Genomic DNA, 17,732 nt, shown 5'->3' on the forward strand with positions numbered 1-17,732 from the left:
ATATTCCTGAATCTGACATTGCCTTAAAGGGGACCCAGGATATCCCCCACCTCCCCTGGATCGAATTAACCGACGGAACACCCATATGCCTGCGACCCTGTCCTCCGAGCAAATCGAACATCTCGTTTACAACCAATACGCCAGCCCCTTCGACTACTTAGGGCCGCACAAACTGGACGATAATGGCCTCAGTCGCTGGGTGGTCCGCGCCATTTTTCCGAATGCGGAAACAGTCGAGCTGATCGATCGCTCCACCCAAACCACCTATCCCATGCAGTCGGAGCACCTCGACAGTTACTTCGAACATCAGTTTGCACCGGGTCAAAACCTGCCCGACTATCAATTCAAAGTGAAGCGGGCGGGCAAAATCGAAACCCTCTTCGACCCCTATCGCTACCGTACTCCTCGTCTCTCCGAGCTAGACATCTATCTGTTCCGCGAAGGCAACCACCACCGCGTCTACGAGAAGTTAGGTGCCCATCCCGCCGAAGTAGAAGGCGTGGCTGGCGTTAACTTTGCCGTTTGGGCTCCCAATGCCCGCAATGTCAGTGTTTTGGGCGACTTCAACCAATGGGACGGACGCCAGCACCAAATGCAGATGCTGGGTAATAGCGGTGTCTGGCAACTGTTTATTCCGGGATTGGCGCTCGGCACCGTCTACAAATTTGAACTCAAAAATCAAGCGGGCCACATTCTAGAAAAATCCGATCCCTACGGATTCCGGCAAGAACCTCGACCCAAAACCGGCTCGATCGTCACCAACCTCAACGATTACACCTGGTCGGACGAAGACTGGATGAAACACCGTCAAACCAGCGACCCGCTCAAACAACCGATTTCTGTGTACGAGATGCATCTGGGCTCGTGGATGCATCAATCCGCCGATGTTCCCCTCGAAGCCAACGATGGCAGCACTGAATTGGCCTCGATCGACTACAAAGACAACACCCGCTTTCTCTCTTATCGCGAACTTGCGGACAAGCTCATTCCTTACGTTAAAGAATTGGACTTCACCCATATCGAGCTATTGCCCGTTGCCGAGCATCCGTTTGACGGCTCTTGGGGCTACCAGGCGATCGGCCACTACGCCGCCACCTCCCGCTACGGCTCCCCCCAAGATCTGATGTATTTCATCGATCGCTGCCACCAAAACAACATCGGCGTGATTGTGGACTGGGTACCCGGCCACTTCCCCAAAGACGGCCACGGTTTGGCCCATTTTGACGGCACGCACCTCTACGAGCACGAAGACCCTCGCAAGGGCGAACATAAGGGCTGGGGCACCCTCATCTTTAACTACAGCCGCAACGAAGTGCGCAACTACCTAATTGCCAATGCGGTATTCTGGTTCGACAAATACCACATCGACGGCATTCGGGTAGATGCAGTCGCGTCAATGCTTTATATGGACTACGATCGCGAGGATGGCGAGTGGGTTGCCAATGATTATGGCGGTCGGGAAAATATCGAGGCGATCGACTTCCTCAAAAACCTCAACTACGTCATCTTCGACTACTTCCCCGGCACACTCTCTATCGCGGAAGAGTCCACCGCTTGGCCGATGGTCACCTGGCCCACCCACGTCGGCGGCTTGGGCTTCAACCTCAAATGGAATATGGGTTGGATGCACGACATGCTGGATTACTTCAGCATGGATCCTTGGTTCCGCCAGTTCAACCAGAACTTAGTTACGTTCTCGATTATGTACGTCTACAGCGAGAACTATATGCTGGCGCTGTCCCACGACGAGATCGTCCACGGCAAGAGCAACATCATCGGCAAAGTCACGGGAGACGAATGGGGTAAGTTTGCCAGCATGCGCTGTCTGTACGGATTCATGTACGCTCATCCCGGCAAGAAAACGCTGTTTATGAGTATGGAGTTCGGCCAGTGGAACGAGTGGAATGTATGGGATGACCTCAGTTGGGAGCTATTGCAGTTCGAACCCCATGCCAAACTGAAGGACTATATAGCCGCTTTGAACCAGCTCTACAAGCAAGAACCCGCCCTACACGATAATGACTTCGACCCGTCGGGATTCCAGTGGATTGACTGTAACGACACCTCTGGTGTGGTGTCTTTTATCCGTCGCGCTAAAGATTCCAGTAATTATTTAGTGGCGGTGTGCAATTTCTCTCCCGAAATTCGCAGAAACTATCGTATTGGCGTGCCCGAGCATCGCTTCTATCGCGAACTTTTGAACTCAGATGCGATCGAATTTTGGGGGTCGGGCGAAGGCAACTTAGGGGGCAAACATTCCGATGGGTGGGCCTATCACGAGCAGCCTTATTCGATTGAGTTGTGCCTTCCTCCTCTGTCAATGACGCTCCTCAAGCCTGGAGACTTGCCACAATTGGCTGATGCATAATGCCTTTACCGCTACCGTGCAGTTCGTGTCTAGCTCTGTGTCTTCCTTTAAATCCGTGAGGTCGAGATGATAACCCCTATCTTATTTTTGGCTCCCGTGGCCATTGGCATTGTGCTGATAAAAGTGGTGAGTGCCCAAGTGGGATTGTTGGCCTGTGCTGCCTTGCTAGTGGCTGCCTCTATTTATTCTTTGGCCGCCTATAAGATGTGAGGATAATAGATCGGTCGACATGGCCTTTATTTAGCAGCGCGCCTGCCGGAGGAGAGGTCGGTGAGTGGGTTGCTCGGTCGTCTGGACCGGACGTTGGTGGGGATGCCTCGCGCTCAGCAGATGGTCGTGGCTGGTGAGGCACTGACTCAGTTGGTGTCTGCGTTTGCCGAGCGGGCGGAGTTGATGTTGTTGGATTGGGAGGAGCGTTATAGGGGACCGCTGGTGGATGGAGCTTGGTTGGCGGGGTTGGAGGAGCGGCCTCCGACGTTCAATCTGGCGGCTTATGAAACCGAACCGGTGGAGTTGCCCAGACCCCGCCCAAGAAATCCAAATCCTCAAGAGGAGCTCGAATTGATACCTGTTGCGGATTCGGCTTCTAGAGAGGATAGAACTCTGATTAAATCTTAAAGAAACCAACTTGGGAACGAAGCAATGCCTCAATCTTCACCTGCATCATATTCTGGCAACATTGCTATCAATGTTATCCCGCAAGTAAACGGAAGTTACATCTGTGAAGCGACGTCATTGCTCGATCGAGAAGCTGCCCAGACAAATAGGTTTCACGGTCAGAGTCCAAAGCATGCAATCGCCATTGCGCTAGAAAGTATGGCTCGAACATTTCGAATGGAGGCGGTAACAGAGCAGAATATTAATGCGCTAGAAGTCGAGCGATCGCCCTCTGGAGAAGTGAAAGAGAGGCGCTTTCATGTGATATTGCACTACGAACGGGTTGCAGAGGAAGAGTCGATGTTCGAGGCAATGCTGCATACTCATCTGGGCAATACGATTGTTGAACAAGCTGAAACATCCATTATCCAGGTCAATCCTGATTTACCGATTGAGCCTTTTAAAGGCGTTTTTATAGAGTGATGGACCCTTTTTTGTAATGAGCTGAGAGCTGATTTCGTTTTCGGGGTAGCGTTTCTGCCATTCTGCAGGCGATCGCGCCTCAATCCTCGCGGTTTTCGGTGAGTTTTTAGCGGGCTAGCGGTCTACTGCTCTCTTCCAAGATACAAGGGGGCCGAGTGCAATGCCTGAAAACTCCAGATCTCAATCTGGATGGGGTTTAAAACGATCTTTAAAGACCCTGTCTCGAATCGTGTGAAGTGGCGAGAGCATACCGTCGGGCAAATGACTGAAAATCACACAGCTCGGGTAGTTGCAGAGCCCCATCTTCATAGGTGCCAGCACATAGCCATACCCCAAGCATTTCCAGAGGATTTTCGACGGGATCTAAAGCTGTTGGCAGAACGCTGGCTCGATCGCTTTTTAGTTTGGCATGAACTTACAGACCGAGAACGTGACCGAAGTTATGCTGTAGCCACAGGCTCGGCCTCATTCAAAGCAGCCTCTAGCTTCGCTTCATCCTCTTTCGATAGTGAGGTTTGAAGAATTTTTCCTTGAAAGGGTTTTAACTCTTCGAGGACTTTATCTGGCGTAGCCTTTCTAACCAAAACAAATAATGCAGAGGTTTCCGGCTCTAATGTTTTACTGAGTTCTTTGATAAAGTCATCATCGATGCCAATATCTGCAACAGCCCCCGATATTGCTCCAAAAGCTGTACCTGTTGCAACACCGAGAATAGGATTGAATAACAGTAGGCCGATGGCGAGGCCCCACAAACTACCTCTAGCCATTCCTGCGGCGACCAAGTTATAAGATTGCTTCAGGTTGATTTTGCCGTCTCGATTCTTCACGACCACTACAGCATCTTCAAGATCGAGCAGATGCTGCTTTTGCATTTTCTCTAAGGCCAAACGGACTTCTTCAGCCTTAAACTTGTCTTCGAATGTGACTGCAATGAGCTCACTCATATAGTTGTCTCCTTAAGTCATTCAATCAATAGCTGGATAGCACGATCGCCACTCGAGTAGCGATCGCAGATTCCATGCCACATCCGTCTTTAGAAAACAATTAAACTTCTCAACATCCAGGCATTTTTCTCGTGGACTCCAATCCGTTCGGAGACAAGGTCCAAAGTCGGCTGGTCTTTACAGTCTTCTAACCGAGGCAGGAGCGATCTTGCGGTACGCACTACAGTTTCCTGTGCATCCACGAGAAGGCGAATCATTTCTTCCGTAACGGGGACGCCACTTACTGGAGGGATCGAGGTCAAACGAGAAAACTCTGAATACGAGCCGGGAGCATACAACCCCAGCGCACGAATGCGTTCGGCTATTCGGTCGATGGCCTCAGCCAGCTCTAAATATTGCGTTTCGAAGCGGGCATGCAAGCCTTCAAAGGATGGACCCGTGACATTCCAATGGAAGTTGTGGGTCATTAGATAAAGCGTATAGGTATCGGCTAATAATTGGGATAGCCCTTCGGCGATCGCCTGCCGATCTTCATCTCGGATACCGATCTCGACATCTAACTTCGTGCGAGTCGGTACGCTTAAATTCTCAACTAACATAGATGATCTCCAGTATTTTTCAACAGACCGAATGACTTAACTGATTCGGTTGGGAGGCTCGGCAATTTAGGGGATTGCAGTGCTGAGTTTGGACCTCGAACTAGCCATCGAGCTAGTCAAGGAAGACATTCCAGCAAAACTGCAAACTATGCTCGCAAGCCCCAAATACCGGTCGACTAGCTAAAGCTGGCATATGCCCGTTCGAAGGCAGTCTGTAAGTCTTGCCAAGCCCTTTCTAAACCAGAAGAAATTTCGCGTCTGGCCGATTCAGTGCTGGTTTGCAATTCTTGCAATTTGTTCTGAACTGAGTTGCGCCGTTCGTACAAAGATTGAAGTAAACGCTCGTATTCGGCTTTCGCTTCTCCTCCAGCAAGAGCAAACTTATCTTTCAGATCTGCAATTCGATCGTCAAACCTATCGAGTTCTGCACGGATTTCTGCTTCGTTTAGCTGTTCGCGACTTAAAGTTGTTTGAGACTGCATAATGTCTCCTTATAACTACTCAAAATTGACCGTGTTTGGATTGCGGTATCGGTCAATCACATTCATATCATAGCATATAACTAAAATAATGCAACACATGGATTGTAGATTGGGCAGAATTCTCGAACGATCTCCCCTGTTGCGATGGGTGGCAGGGGGTCGCGAACATTAATGGCGATCGCCTGCTGACGATGTGCCAGCTTCGGTTTTGAGGTCAATGCTCAAACGATTGCGCACCGTGTCGCGAACCACTTTATACGAGACATCGAGATTGAATTCCTGCTTGAGCCAGCCCCGCACCTCTGCGTAAGTGTCGAGCTGTCGGGGCGGATCGAGTACGCGCCCGAGTTGCACCAAGATGTCTGCTGGAATCGCCGGCTTTCTTCCCGGGCTGTGCTTGACGGTTAAGAGGGCCTCTAGGCCGCCATCGCGATAGAGCTTCAACCAGCGCTGAATCGTAATGCGATCGCGACCCAATAGGAGCGCGACATCGCCAACAGTTTTAACCACGCCTAACTTGAGAAGATAAAGAGCGTGGATTCTCGCGTGAGTCCCCACCATTTTCTGGAGATACATCAGCGATTTGAGTTCTTCGACAGATTCTGCAATATCGAGTTTGAGCTTGCCTGTCATATTGGGAAATGGAAATCGGTATCAACAGCATACCGAAAAGTTGCATTCAAAAAGTTATTAGTCTGTTGTTCGAGCTCGATCGCAAAGAGCGATATTGGCAAACTTCTCACCAGATCTACCGACCATTCACCCATTCGAGACTGTATCGAGATATTGGCGACCCCTCTACATCTCGAATTTGATTGTTCTTTCATGCGGCCTGAATTCGACATCGCCGAACCCCACCACTGCACCTGTTGAGACGCTTTTTCAGTACAGATCGATCTCCATATCCACCCTCCAACTACCAAAGCCGGAATTGGATTGTTGCTGGCCCGAATACAGACTCTCCCCTCCACTCACCCGACCGAAACGATCCAAGTTGGGACGACTACCTGCATCAGCTCTCACCAGAGCCGTCCGCACGTTGGCAGGACCGGAGCCAGAAATCGAAATGGTATTGCTAGTTCTGGACAAGTAGGGATCGAGGAGAATTTGTGCAGAATCGCCATCGAGCGTCGCGATCGCCTGACCGTTGGCTGTCACCGTACCGCTAGCCCCCTCCAAAAGCAGAACGTAGTCATCGCGACTCAAGCTGCTGCGCTCGATCGCGATCGCCGTGCGGGAGGTGGATTGGCTACTCTGAGACGAGCTAAAAGAAGACTGCGAACTTGTCGAAGACTGAGAGGTAAAGCCCGATGGAAAACTTTGTCCGTCCAGAAGCACTTGGGAGTCTCCACCGCCGCTAAAAACCCGAACGCTGTCGGTCACCACGCTCACAGAGCCATCTGGCCCCGTTTGGATAATCACCCCAGCAAGAACTGCTCCCCCGCAAACCGCCGCGAGGGCAGCTCCGAGGGTTCCCGTTCGCAGAAGCGTCCAGATTGTTTTAGTTGCCATCATTGTTCTCCAAACAAGGGCAAAGGCTCAGACAGATCTCTCTGCCGATTCATTCGTCTTAAAAGCCACAGTCCAAACCAATTTGGCGACCGTTCCCCCGCAAGCAGGGATCGGCTCCGTTGCCGCGACGGCCACCTCCGCGACCGCTGCGCCCCCCGCGACTGCCACTCTCCGGCTGAACCCGGATATTGCCCCGGAAGTCGTCGGGGACGTTAATGTTGAGAATTTGCGTTTGGTCGATTTGTTGTTCCAAAATCCCTGTTTGGCTAGTGGAACCATTGCCACCTCCCGCCTGCTGCTCTAGATCCCCCACCTGTACGGCAGATTGAGTTTGCTGCACGGGGATGACAATTTTACCTGCGATCGCTGCAGGGGCAGTCGCAAAGGCGATCGCCATCCCCAGGGCCCCTACTCTCACACATTGCCACATGAGTTCGTTCTCCACGTAATAGTCCGATACTTTGTCCAGCTTTCCCAAGCAGGGAGGATGACTCCCTCGGCGACTCAAAAGCTGCGCTCTTTCAATCGCCATCACCGATTTCTCCGGTCGCGGCCGCGCCCCTGGAGATCGCCTTCTCTGCGACCCCGGCGACCGCCCGATATGTTATTGACATTCACTGTTTGGCTTTGACTGATGCCTTGGCCCAAATTATTGTTTTGGGTGCTTTGGGATCCGCCGCCGCCAAGCTGAGATTGATTGCCCACTTGGACGGCAGTTTGCGTTTGATTGATGATAATGGGCTGCCGCCTTCTGACATTGATATTGACCGTCTGAACCTGATTGATGCCTTGGCCCAAGCTGTTATTTTGGCTTCCGCCACCGCCACCCCCAGACTGGGTCTGGTCGGCGACTTGAACGGCAGACTGGGTTTGGTTGATGATGACGGGCTGACTCCGCCGACGCCTGCCTCTGCGCCTTCTACCGACGCTCGCCATCTGTTTCGAGCTGAGCAGCGGTTCCGACAGCATGGCTTTGGAGAGCTCCTCAACCCGAGCGCGATCGCCCGCTCGGACCGCCGATTGCGTTTGATTCGCGATGCTTTGACGCCAACTTCGAGCCGGTCGAGCGTCAATGCCAGTGGCTGTCGCCAAGATTAGGGCGAGACCGAGTGCCGTTGCTTTGAGCACGATCGTTCCTTGGGCTGAGTTCTCGCAAGAACTGATACGCCGCTTCAGTGTTCTCAAACTTCTCGGAAGTGAAGGGGAGGGGAAGGCCCTTCCCCTTCATCCAACTAGCGAGCCAGTCAGGGCAAGCCCGGTAGAGCGAATTGGAGCTGTTGCGCGTTTTGCACGTTCGTTGCGTTTTGCACACTCGGAGCGACGCGGATATCGCGATCGATCGGAATGTCTCTGCGATGGCGCGGACTCTGGGGCGTACTAGGTTGTCTGCCCCGACCTGCTCTCGTCTGAGCTTGACTTTGCTCTTGGATCAGGATCGCCTCTTGGTTATCCACGCCGAATCCCAACTGAATTTGCTGGGCATTTTGAACGCTGACGGCATTTTGAACGCTGGGGGAAATATCCAGGTTGCCGCCCGCCCGAGCGGGGGCAATCGCGATCGCGCTACTTCCCACCGCCAGCACCATTCCCCAAAGGGTCAATCGATTCATGCTGCCTCCTATTCGAAACCGCCGAGGCTGTCTTGAATCAGATCGTTAACGTTGATGCTGTTCTGGCGAATGCGACGGCCACTCAGGGCCTCTTGGGACTGAACGCTTTGTTGCACGCCCGTGTTGGTCTGCTGGATTGAGATATCGCTGCGGCTGCGACGACCGCGACGACCGACTGCAGACCGCTGGCCTAGCTGCTGTACGTTAGTGCTGTTCTGAATAACCTCGCCCACTCCCTCGGCAAATTGAAACTGATCGGATTGCTGAATAGCAGTGTTGGTTTGGACCACATCAGCAGAGGCAGCCGCCGCCAATCCCAGGGTCGCGATTGTACCAAGCGCAATGGATTTAAAAGCCATTGATTGAGCTCCGAAACAACTATGAGCCAAGCATAGGGTTCGGGGGCCAAACAGCTCTATATTCAACCCCGCACAGAAGGCCGCTACTGCCTGTACAAAAAAAACAGCCTAACGGAAGTCATAACTGCGCTGAGCTGCAATCGGTTTGCCACAATCCCCCCCCCGCCCAAAAACAGCGCTCGGGTATGAGGAGGTGCGCCGCCAGCCTGCACAATGAGAGGGATCGATTAAAGGCACGATATGAAAAACGCTGGTTTTTGGGTGGCAGCGCTGGTGGGTATTGCGATCGATCGATTCACCAAGCTGTGGGTGGCGAACACAATGGAGTTGGGCCAGAGTTTGCCCGCCATCCCGGGGCTGTTTCGCTTCACCTACATCGAAAATACTGGGGCAGCCTGGAGTTTGTTTCGAGAGTCGGGGGGCTTTTTGAAATGGATCTCGCTGGTGGTGGCACTCGTACTGGTGGCAATGGCCCTCTTCGGACAACCCATGCGCCGTTGGGAGCAATTGGGCTACGGTTGCATTCTGGCAGGGGCGATCGGAAACGGGGTCGATCGCTTTATGTCAGGCGCTGTGGTGGATTTTCTCGACTTTGTGCCGATTGACTTTCCTATCTTTAATGTGGCGGATGTGGCCATCAACATTGGGGTTGCCTGTCTGATTGTCGGTACGTTTGCCTCTGCCAAACCCGAACGAGAGTGACTAAGATGGGCAAGCAAAGCTCTCGTGTATTCGCCCTATGTCCGTCAAAGCTGTGGTGTTGTTTTCAGGTGGTTTAGATTCCACCACGGTGTTGTACCGAGCGATCGCCGATGGCTGTGACTGTTACCCCCTCTCGTTTGACTACCAGCAACGCCATCGCCGCGAACTAGAAGCCGCCCGCACGATTATTCAAGCCCTCAACCGTTCTCGCTCCCACACGATTCCCCACCAGGTGATGGAGTTTAGCTTGCGTCAGTGGGGCGGCTCGGCACTTACGGACAATCTCGACCTACCGAAAGGGCGATCGCCTGCCGCAATGGCCGAGCGCATTCCCCCGACCTACGTTCCCGCCCGCAACACCATTTTTTTGAGTTTTGCCCTCAGTTACGCTGAGGCGATCGGAGCCGAGCGAGTCTATGCGGGCATGAATGCCCTCGACTATTCCGGCTACCCCGACTGTCGCCCGGACTATATCGAAGCCATGCAATCGGTCTTCAATTTGGGCACTAAACAGGGTCGCGAAGGAAACCCGATCTCGATTCACACCCCCCTAATCGAGTTGAAAAAAACTGAAATTATCGAGTTGGGCGATCGCCTGGGGGTGCTGTGGGAGCTGACCTGGAGCTGCTATGCGGGAGGATCGGCAGCTTGCGGCGAATGCGATTCCTGTCTCTTGCGCCGAGCGGCTTTTGAAAATCTCGGTCGCACCGATCCGATTCCCTATGCAATTCCGATCTAAGGCGGCGGTGTCAATATAGCGGTCAATGGCGCTGTCTTCGGCGATTCCTCAGTACGGGCAACATGCTGCGGTAAGTATCGACCGAGCCCCAGGGGAACTCGTAATAGTACTGAGCTGACGCCCTAAGCACTCCATAAATATGTAAATAGTAGCGTTCAAATCCCCTTGAGAGTTGAGTTATTTACGTATTATTACGCGATCGAGACAGGCCGGCCCGGTAATGTCTATCTTAATACTTGGATGTAGACTACGTATTTCTACTGAGGTTCGTTACAGTTATCCCCCGACAGGTTGGTTCAGTTAGAACATTTACATTTAAGGTTAAGCAGGCAATGATTCGGGAACGTATTACCGATCGATCGTTTTTATTCGCCGCCAAGACAGTCATCCTCAGCCTCGGCCTTTTGGCTGGCTCTGCAACTGCTTCTCTGGCAGGAGTGGGCCTAGAGGTTGGCCAATATCGCTTGAAGGATCATCCCTTTGGCGGTGCCGCGCCCCCTACCTACGGATTGCGGCTTGACGGACTGCTCACGGATGATGCAAGTGATGTCTTCACGTTCAGCTTCGATCCTGGCGTTTTCCTGACATACGATGGCTCCAGCATCACAATTGAGGGCACAGTTAGAGGCGGACTCGATCTGGGAAACAGCGCCCCAGACCCGAGCAATCAGCGCCCTGACGAAGCATTATTTGACCTTCTGATTACTTACAGCACTGGCATCGTAGATGTCGCCCAGGGGATAAAGGTCGATCCGGGGCCACCCACGCATACAGGTTCGCTCACCCTCGTGGAAGACTTTGACTTCGATGGCGATGGCAATGATGACTTTTTCGCCAACGACATCTTCTTACTCCGAGAATTTCTCAAATCTGACGGCACCAGCTTTATCTTCGCGGCAGATGGCCACCGCTTAGGTTCGACACCCCAAGATGTTTTTGTCGGGCGCGGCTGGTTGACCCACGAGAACAATGGGGTGGGAACGAGTCACAACCAGCCCCGCAGAGCTTCTGACTTCTTGTTTGTCGGTACGCAAATTCCAGAACCTACAACAGTTTTGGGCTCTCTGGCGGCTTTAGGAGGTAGTTATATCCTCAAGCGCAAGAGAAGCCAAGCTAACGACGGCGATCGCCCATCGACTCATTAGAGCGGCAACGCGATCGAGCCATCAACTCGAGGTTCTTGCTTTCCTCCGGCAAGAACCTTGTTTGACCTGAGTTCGATGACTCTGCATTGCCCTCACCCCCGGCCCCTCTCCCAAATTTGGGAGAGGGGAGAAACAGCCGAAAATCCTTACGGGGCCTTGTTCCCCTGCCCCCAAAGTTGGGGGTAGGGGTTAGGGGAAGGGGGCCACAGGCATCTAGACAAATGGCCAATGTTTCGGAATATGAATTTCGCCAGCAGCATCAAGTTTGGGGGAAGGGGTTAGGGGATGGGGCCAGTCCCTTGTCGAACTCGCGTCTTTTTGCGATCGAGTGGCTGCCTGGAACCATCGATCGACGGCGATAATAGTCGTTACGCCCATTACGTCCAAGCGGGAATGCCTTTCGTATGAGTCTGAAAAATTACAAAACTCTGGTGGACAACCGCCGCTCTCGGTTCGAGTACGAGCTGCTAGACACTTACGAAGCGGGGCTGGAGCTGATGGGAACGGAGGTGAAGTCGATCCGCAGCGGACGGGTGAACTTGCAGGATGCCTTTGCGCTAGTACGGGATGGAGAAGCTTGGCTGCTCAACATGCACATTGCCCCGCACGAAACCGCCAGTCGCAGCTTCAATCACGACCCCACGCGGCGGAGAAAGCTGCTGCTGCACAAAAAGGAAATCAACAAGATTGCCGCGGCACTGCAGCAAAAAGGGTTGACCCTCGTGCCGCTGCGACTGGTTTTGAGCAATGGCTGGATCAAAATTCATATGGCAGTTGCGCGAGGTAAGAAGCTCTACGACAAACGCCAGTCGCTCAAAGAAAAGCAGGTGAAGCGGGAGACTCAGCGGGCACTCAAAGAGAGAGTATGAGTTCACCCCGATGTCCGAGGAATTGGAGCTAGAATTTCGGATAGAGCGTGAAGGAGATCGCCTAGGGGCATGTCTCCAGATGTCACACCGCTCGGGCACAGCACCTTTAAGGCATTGAACGACCGGATGGGTACATTATCGATCTGCATTGATCTGCGAGTCCTTTAGGCAATATGGCCGAACAGTCTGAATTCACTTGGGAGGATGCGTGCGGGTTTGCCGATCGGATCGTATTCGAACAGACTGCGAAACACCTGACCGATCTGGAAGTGAAGGTCTTGCGCGGGGCATGGGACAAGCTCACCTACGACGAGATGGCGCAGCTATACAATTACGGTGCGGGCTATCTCAATCGCGATATTGGCAATCCGTTATGGAAGAAGTTATCGAAAGCGCTGGGAGAGAAGGTCAGTAAGGTTAGCTTTAGCGAGGCGTTGCGGCGATCGCGCTTAAAACGCCAGACGGCGATCGGGCAGTCCTCTGGGATTCTGGACGCCGACGAGATCGACGCTGAAGAGACCTTTGTAGAAGGCCCCGTTCCCCCTCAGTCGCCTTTTTATGTCAGGCGCGAGAATGTGGAAGCGTTGGGCTTTAAGTCAGTCGTGAAGTCCGGCTCGCTCATTCGGATTAAGGCTCCCCGCTTGATGGGGAAAACCTCTTTGGTCTATACGTTATTGGCCTACGCTGAAGAGCGGGAATATTCGACCGTTTATCTCGACTTGCACAGTATCGATACATCGATTGTGGCCGATCTGGAACGGCTGCTGCGCTGGCTTTGTGCCGCAGTCAGTCGGCGATTGAAATTGCCCAACCGCCTGAATGACTATTGGGACTCGGAAATTTTTGGCAGTAACGATAACTGCACGGCCTATTTTGAAGAATATTTACTCTCGCAGCTCGATCGCCCCCTCGTGCTCGCTCTGGACAATGTCGATCGAATCTTTCCCCAACGGGAAATTATTGATGATTTTTTCGGGTTATTGCGCAGTTGGCACGAGAAGGGGCGGATTGCACAAATCTGGCAAAATTTACGCCTCATTCTCTCCCATTCCACTGAAGCCTATATTCCCCTCGACTACAATCAATCCCCCTTCAATACCGGCATTCCCATCGAGCTACCCGAATTCGATCGCCAACAGATCGCGGCGATCGCCAAACTGCAACAGCTCGATCTCGACTCCGCCGACATTGATGCCCTACAAGCAATGGTGGGGGGGCATCCCTATCTCGTGCGGTTGGCCCTGCAGGAATCGAGCACCAAACAGATTCCCCTCGATCGCCTCTTGCAAGATGCTTGCGCCGAACCGGGAATCTACAGCGACCACCTGCGGCGATTGTGGGTGGCTCTACAGGATAATGCGGAACTTCTACAGGCTCTAGAAACAGTTGTCAATTCCTCCGATCCCGTGTCCCTCAACCCCATCGTCACCTACAAGCTCCACAGTATGGGGGCGATCGAATATCGAGACAATCGCGTCGTGCCTCGCTGCAATCTCTATCGAGACTACTTTCGGACGCTGGCGGACAACCGTTAGCGAGCCAACAGGCTGGAACGAGCTGGGGCGGGGCTGCAGAGCTGACGTTCTTCAGGCAATAAAGTCGCGGTGGGATTGTTGAGATAGAGCTCTAGCCAATTGCAACTCAGATCGAGGAGTGTCGATAACTTTAAATCTTCTAAGGCCCACAGCCTGACGGCGGCATCTTCTGAGGCAGAGGCTAAAAAGCGACCGTCGGGGCTAAAACTGACCGCAAAGATGCGACTGTCAAAATGGTGAAACTCAGCCACCTGGCGGCCTCGCAAATCCCACATGCGAATGGTGCCGTCTTCCGAAGCCGTCGCCACATGCTGGCCGTCCGGGCTAAAGTCAACGCCTCGCACCGCGCCCAAATGTCCCTCGAAGGTTGTCAGCAGATTTCCCTGCACGTCCCATAATTTTGCGGTGCCATCATCAGAAACCGTGGCGATTTGTCGTCCATTCGGACTGAATTCCACTTCCCAAACTCGTCCTTGGTGGCCGATGAATTCAGCCACCTCCCGACCCTCCAACGTCCAAATGCGCACCGTGCGATCGACGGATGCGGTGGCTAGCAAGCGTCCGTCTGGGCTAAACGCCACCCCCCAAACGGCATTGCTGTGACCGCTGAACTCCCGCACAAATCTGCCCCGCATATCCCACAATCGCGCCGTCCCATCGCGGGCTCCCGTGGCAACATAGCGTTCGAGCGGATCGATGCTGACCCCGTACACTTCCCCCCGATGTCCCCTCAACACCGCCAGCAGATTGCCATTCCGATCCCACAGCTGCGCGGTCCGATCGCCCGAAGCCGCTGCAATCCGATCGCCACTCGCACTCAAACTGACATCCCACACCGGTTCGGAATGGCGGCCTGCCTCTACCACCAGCCTGCCGTCCATCGTCCAGACTCGCACTGCGCCATCGCTACTGGATGTAGCCAGTTGTCTGCCGTCAGGCATGAAATCCAGTCCCAAGACGCTATTGGGGTGCTCTAAGGTATGGATCGGGCCTTTTTGCTGCAGATTCCAAAGACGGACGGTGCGATCGTCAGAGGCGGAGATAGCGTAGCGTCCGTTGGGGCTGAAGGTGACATCGCGCACCCAATCCTGGTGGGTGCGGAAGCTATCGAGGAATTCGCCGTCAGTGCTCCAAAGACGGACGGTGCGATCGGCAGAGGCGGACGCGAGAGTTTGGCCGTCAGGGCTGAAGCTGATGCCGAACACCGATAGCCGATGGCCCCTGAGGACTCGCAGGGGCTGGCCCTGCCGAGTCCAGAGGCGAATATTGCTGTCGTCGGAGACGGTGGCTAAGGTTTGGCCATCGGGGCTAAAGGCGAGTCGAGAGATGCGATCGCTGTGGCCCGCGAAGACAACTTTTTGGCGACCGTCGAGATCCCACAACTGCGCTCGATTGCCAACTGCTGTAGCCAAATATTGTCCGTCGGGGCTGAATTCTACGTCTTCGAAGGGTTCGTTGTAGGGCTGAATGTTTAAAGTGGGGGTGCCGTCTAAGTTCCAAAGATGCAGGGTGCCTTTGCTGGAAACGGTGGCGATCGCATCGCTGTCGGGGCTAAAACTGACCCCTTTGAGGGGGGCCTCGTGGGGCATGACCGCCACCGCATTCCCCTCGATGTCCCAGACAATCGCTGCACCGTCAGTGGAGGCCGTCGCCACATAGCGTCCGTTGGGGCTAAAGCTGATATCCACCACCGACTCGCGATGGCCCTCCAGTTCCCGCTGCAATTGACCCGTCACATTCCAGAGGCGAGCAAAGCCGTCCTGTCCGGCGGTGGCAATGGTGCGACCGTCCGGCGAGATGCTGACCGCTCGCACCGACCCCTGGTGGGCGTGGATGCGATTTTGTTCGCGAATGGCATCTAAGATTTGCTGCAGCGCCAGTAGGGGAGTCAGGGTGGGATAGTCCGGGTTGGGGTAGCGATCGCGACTGAGCACCTGCACTGCGCGGCCCGCGCCCACCGCCAGCACCAATGACTCCAACTGTTTGAATTCGTACTGCTGCAGCGCCTGCCGCGTATCCCGTTCGATGCTGGTAATTTGTTGCGCCTGCTGGATGGTCTTGCCAGTCACCCGGATCGTCAGCCCAGCGGCTACGGCCAGTACCGCGAGGATGCCCAGACCGAGATAGGTGGTCTTGCGGGCTCTGTGCTGCGCCCTGGTCAAAATTGCCGCAGCATCTGCCTGCTGGCTGGCAGCCAAAAATTGATAGTCGTCATCGCTCAACTGCTTGCCTGCAGCCCACTGTTGCGCTGCCGCGAGCTGTTCTCCGAGGAGGAATGGGGTGCGATCGCTTCGTTCCTCCTGCAGCCAGTGATTGAGGGCATCGACATAAAAGGGCGGACGCGAGTTGGACAGGACTTCGTTTACCCAATTCAGGTTGAACACTTCGCGATAGATGCGATTGTAGGCCACCAACTCGCCCAATCGCTTCACTACTAAGCCGGACAGGCGCAGTTCCACCTGTTCGGCACTGCCGTCCGAGCGAATGCTGCCCTGTTTCAAAATGCGCCGATAGACTCCCAACAATCGGCCTACCCGCTGTTCGTTTTGCAGCAGGCGATTGCGAATGGTGCGCAGGTGTTCGGGTTCGTCTCGCGATTCCCAATTGAGCAGGATGCTTTGGCCGATAAATTGTTCTAGCCAAATGACGATCGCCGCTGGTTCTGACGGCAAAGGGGCGGGGGAATCGGCGATCGCCTGACAGATTTTTTGGGTTAAAAACGGCTGTCCGCCGGTCCATTCCAAAATGGCATTGAGGACGCGATCGGGACGATCGGTTTTGCGGGCTAGGCCGATGGCTAGGGGTCGAGTTTCGTAGGCTTGAAAGCCGGAGAGTTCGATCGCCGAACCAATATTGAAGGGGGTGCGAGATTTATCTTGAATCAGGCTGGAGGGTGTGGCGACGCCGAGGAGGACAAACGAGAGTCGTTGGAAGGCGGCCTGTTGCGATCGCCGATTGTAGCAGGCGCGCAGGGCGGCAAAAAAGTCGTCTTTAAAGTCGAGGCGCAATAGGCTGTCAATTTCATCGATAAAGATAACAATATTGGAGTTGACTTCTTTTAATAAAACGGTTTCGAGGAATTCGCTGAAGCGCTGGACGGGGGAAATCAGGTTCAGATCTCGCCACCAACTGCGCAGGTTGAAGCGATCGCCGAGGCCGAAACTGAAGACTAAGTTGCGAATAAATCCAGCGTACCAAGTTTCGGGAGTGATTTGCTGGCTGCCAATTTGGGTGAGTTCGATCGCCGCACAGGCGACTCCTTCTTGCTGCAGCCGCTGCATGGTGCGTACGCGCAGGCTGGATTTTCCCATTTGGCGGGAGTTGAGCACGTAGCAAAACTCGCCCGCTTTGAGTTTGGCGTAGAGGCGATCGTCCGCTTGCCGCCGCACGTAGGTGGGGGCGTCGGCGGGCAGGCTGCCACCCACTTGATAGTCATAGGTCCGCGTTGGCATTGCAGAAATTCGCGAGCGTCTTTTTAGCGTATCTCAGGGGGCTAGGAGCGGCGGGCGATCGCCTTTCCTCTCCAGATTGAATGGCCTTTGGGCACTCGCCTTCGACAACGTGAGTTCGACAAGGGACTGGCCCCCATCCCCTAACCCCTTCCCCCAAAATTGGGGGAAGGGGAATAGAACGGTAGATTGCAGGTTTGAGGCTGCTTCTCCCCTCTCCCAAACTTGGGAGAGGGGCCGGGGGTGAGGGCAATGCAGAGTCATCGAACTCAGGTTCGACAACAGCATCTCCAAGGGCAAGGATTAAAGGCTTTTTCTCCCCTCTCCCCAGGGAGAGGG

The 17,732-nt window shown here is 54.0% G+C and carries 19 protein-coding genes; 10 read left to right on the forward strand and 9 right to left on the reverse strand.

Features of this window, described 5'->3' with window-relative positions:
• The first annotated feature begins 85 nt into the window (after positions 1-85).
• From glgB to SYN7336_RS31785, 4 genes are all read left to right on the forward strand, one after another.
• Positions 86-2,368, forward strand: coding sequence for a 1,4-alpha-glucan branching protein GlgB (glgB, locus tag SYN7336_RS18005; RefSeq protein ID WP_017327332.1), 2,283 nt, complete (start codon positions 86-88; stop codon positions 2,366-2,368).
• Positions 2,369-2,434: 66 nt separating this feature from the next.
• Positions 2,435-2,578 (forward strand): hypothetical protein, encoded by a 144-nt coding sequence (locus SYN7336_RS31155; protein ID WP_017327333.1) that lies wholly within the window; start codon positions 2,435-2,437, stop codon positions 2,576-2,578.
• A 60-nt stretch (positions 2,579-2,638) separates the two neighbouring features.
• Positions 2,639-2,986 (forward strand): hypothetical protein, encoded by a 348-nt coding sequence (locus SYN7336_RS18015; RefSeq protein ID WP_017327334.1) that lies wholly within the window; start codon positions 2,639-2,641, stop codon positions 2,984-2,986.
• 24 nt (positions 2,987-3,010) lie between these two features.
• Positions 3,011-3,448: a hypothetical protein gene (locus tag SYN7336_RS31785; protein ID WP_026101127.1), complete on the forward strand. Its 438-nt coding sequence runs from the start codon at positions 3,011-3,013 to the stop codon at positions 3,446-3,448.
• A 440-nt stretch (positions 3,449-3,888) separates the two neighbouring features.
• On the opposite strand, the gene SYN7336_RS18025 is transcribed toward SYN7336_RS31785, so the two are convergent.
• The 6 genes from SYN7336_RS18025 to SYN7336_RS18060 all read right to left on the reverse strand — a co-directional run bounded on the left by SYN7336_RS18025 (position 3,889) and on the right by SYN7336_RS18060 (position 7,517).
• Complete coding sequence (locus SYN7336_RS18025) at positions 3,889-4,392, reverse strand: DUF1269 domain-containing protein (RefSeq protein WP_017327336.1); 504 nt, start codon at positions 4,390-4,392, stop codon at positions 3,889-3,891.
• An 89-nt stretch (positions 4,393-4,481) separates the two neighbouring features.
• Positions 4,482-4,991, reverse strand: coding sequence for a Dps family protein (locus SYN7336_RS18030; protein ID WP_017327337.1), 510 nt, complete (start codon positions 4,989-4,991; stop codon positions 4,482-4,484).
• A 176-nt stretch (positions 4,992-5,167) separates the two neighbouring features.
• Positions 5,168-5,473 carry a hypothetical protein gene (locus SYN7336_RS18040; protein ID WP_017327339.1) on the reverse strand — a complete coding sequence of 102 codons (306 nt, stop codon included), beginning with the start codon at positions 5,471-5,473 and terminating at the stop codon, positions 5,168-5,170.
• 168 nt (positions 5,474-5,641) lie between these two features.
• Positions 5,642-6,106 (reverse strand): helix-turn-helix domain-containing protein, encoded by a 465-nt coding sequence (locus SYN7336_RS18045; RefSeq protein WP_017327340.1) that lies wholly within the window; start codon positions 6,104-6,106, stop codon positions 5,642-5,644.
• Positions 6,107-6,355: 249 nt separating this feature from the next.
• Positions 6,356-6,985: a hypothetical protein gene (locus tag SYN7336_RS18055; RefSeq protein WP_156820211.1), complete on the reverse strand. Its 630-nt coding sequence runs from the start codon at positions 6,983-6,985 to the stop codon at positions 6,356-6,358.
• A gap of 58 nt (positions 6,986-7,043) precedes the next feature.
• Positions 7,044-7,517, reverse strand: coding sequence for a hypothetical protein (locus SYN7336_RS18060; RefSeq protein WP_017327343.1), 474 nt, complete (start codon positions 7,515-7,517; stop codon positions 7,044-7,046).
• Positions 7,518-7,606: 89 nt separating this feature from the next.
• Here SYN7336_RS18060 and SYN7336_RS18065 point away from each other — a divergent pair, with 89 nt between their 5' ends.
• Positions 7,607-8,083 (forward strand): hypothetical protein, encoded by a 477-nt coding sequence (locus SYN7336_RS18065; RefSeq protein ID WP_017327344.1) that lies wholly within the window; start codon positions 7,607-7,609, stop codon positions 8,081-8,083.
• 146 nt (positions 8,084-8,229) lie between these two features.
• On the opposite strand, the gene SYN7336_RS18070 is transcribed toward SYN7336_RS18065, so the two are convergent.
• Both SYN7336_RS18070 and SYN7336_RS18075 read right to left on the reverse strand, forming a co-directional pair.
• Positions 8,230-8,595, reverse strand: a complete 366-nt coding sequence (locus SYN7336_RS18070; protein ID WP_156820213.1) for a hypothetical protein — start codon at positions 8,593-8,595, stop codon at positions 8,230-8,232.
• 8 nt (positions 8,596-8,603) lie between these two features.
• On the reverse strand, positions 8,604-8,954 hold the full coding sequence (locus SYN7336_RS18075) for a hypothetical protein (protein WP_017327346.1): 351 nt from the start codon (positions 8,952-8,954) through the stop codon (positions 8,604-8,606).
• 240 nt (positions 8,955-9,194) lie between these two features.
• Between SYN7336_RS18075 and lspA the strand changes: the two genes are divergently transcribed.
• The 5 genes from lspA to SYN7336_RS18105 all read left to right on the forward strand — a co-directional run bounded on the left by lspA (position 9,195) and on the right by SYN7336_RS18105 (position 13,944).
• On the forward strand, positions 9,195-9,656 hold the full coding sequence (gene lspA / locus SYN7336_RS18080) for a signal peptidase II (protein WP_017327347.1): 462 nt from the start codon (positions 9,195-9,197) through the stop codon (positions 9,654-9,656).
• Between the two features lie 37 nt (positions 9,657-9,693).
• Complete coding sequence (queC, locus tag SYN7336_RS18085; protein ID WP_017327348.1) at positions 9,694-10,395, forward strand: 7-cyano-7-deazaguanine synthase QueC; 702 nt, start codon at positions 9,694-9,696, stop codon at positions 10,393-10,395.
• A gap of 332 nt (positions 10,396-10,727) precedes the next feature.
• Positions 10,728-11,540 carry a PEP-CTERM sorting domain-containing protein gene (locus tag SYN7336_RS18090; protein WP_017327349.1) on the forward strand — a complete coding sequence of 271 codons (813 nt, stop codon included), beginning with the start codon at positions 10,728-10,730 and terminating at the stop codon, positions 11,538-11,540.
• Positions 11,541-11,944: 404 nt separating this feature from the next.
• Complete coding sequence (smpB, locus tag SYN7336_RS18100; RefSeq protein WP_017327351.1) at positions 11,945-12,409, forward strand: SsrA-binding protein SmpB; 465 nt, start codon at positions 11,945-11,947, stop codon at positions 12,407-12,409.
• Between the two features lie 173 nt (positions 12,410-12,582).
• Complete coding sequence (locus SYN7336_RS18105; RefSeq protein WP_017327352.1) at positions 12,583-13,944, forward strand: AAA-like domain-containing protein; 1,362 nt, start codon at positions 12,583-12,585, stop codon at positions 13,942-13,944.
• Here the strand turns inward: SYN7336_RS18105 and SYN7336_RS18110 are convergent.
• Complete coding sequence (locus SYN7336_RS18110) at positions 13,941-17,396, reverse strand: AAA-like domain-containing protein (RefSeq protein WP_017327353.1); 3,456 nt, start codon at positions 17,394-17,396, stop codon at positions 13,941-13,943. The genes SYN7336_RS18105 and SYN7336_RS18110 overlap by 4 nt on opposite strands.
• Positions 17,397-17,732 lie beyond the last annotated feature (336 nt).

This window comes from Synechococcus sp. PCC 7336 (genome assembly GCF_000332275.1).
GTDB lineage: Bacteria > Cyanobacteriota > Cyanobacteriia > Thermostichales > PCC-7336 > PCC-7336.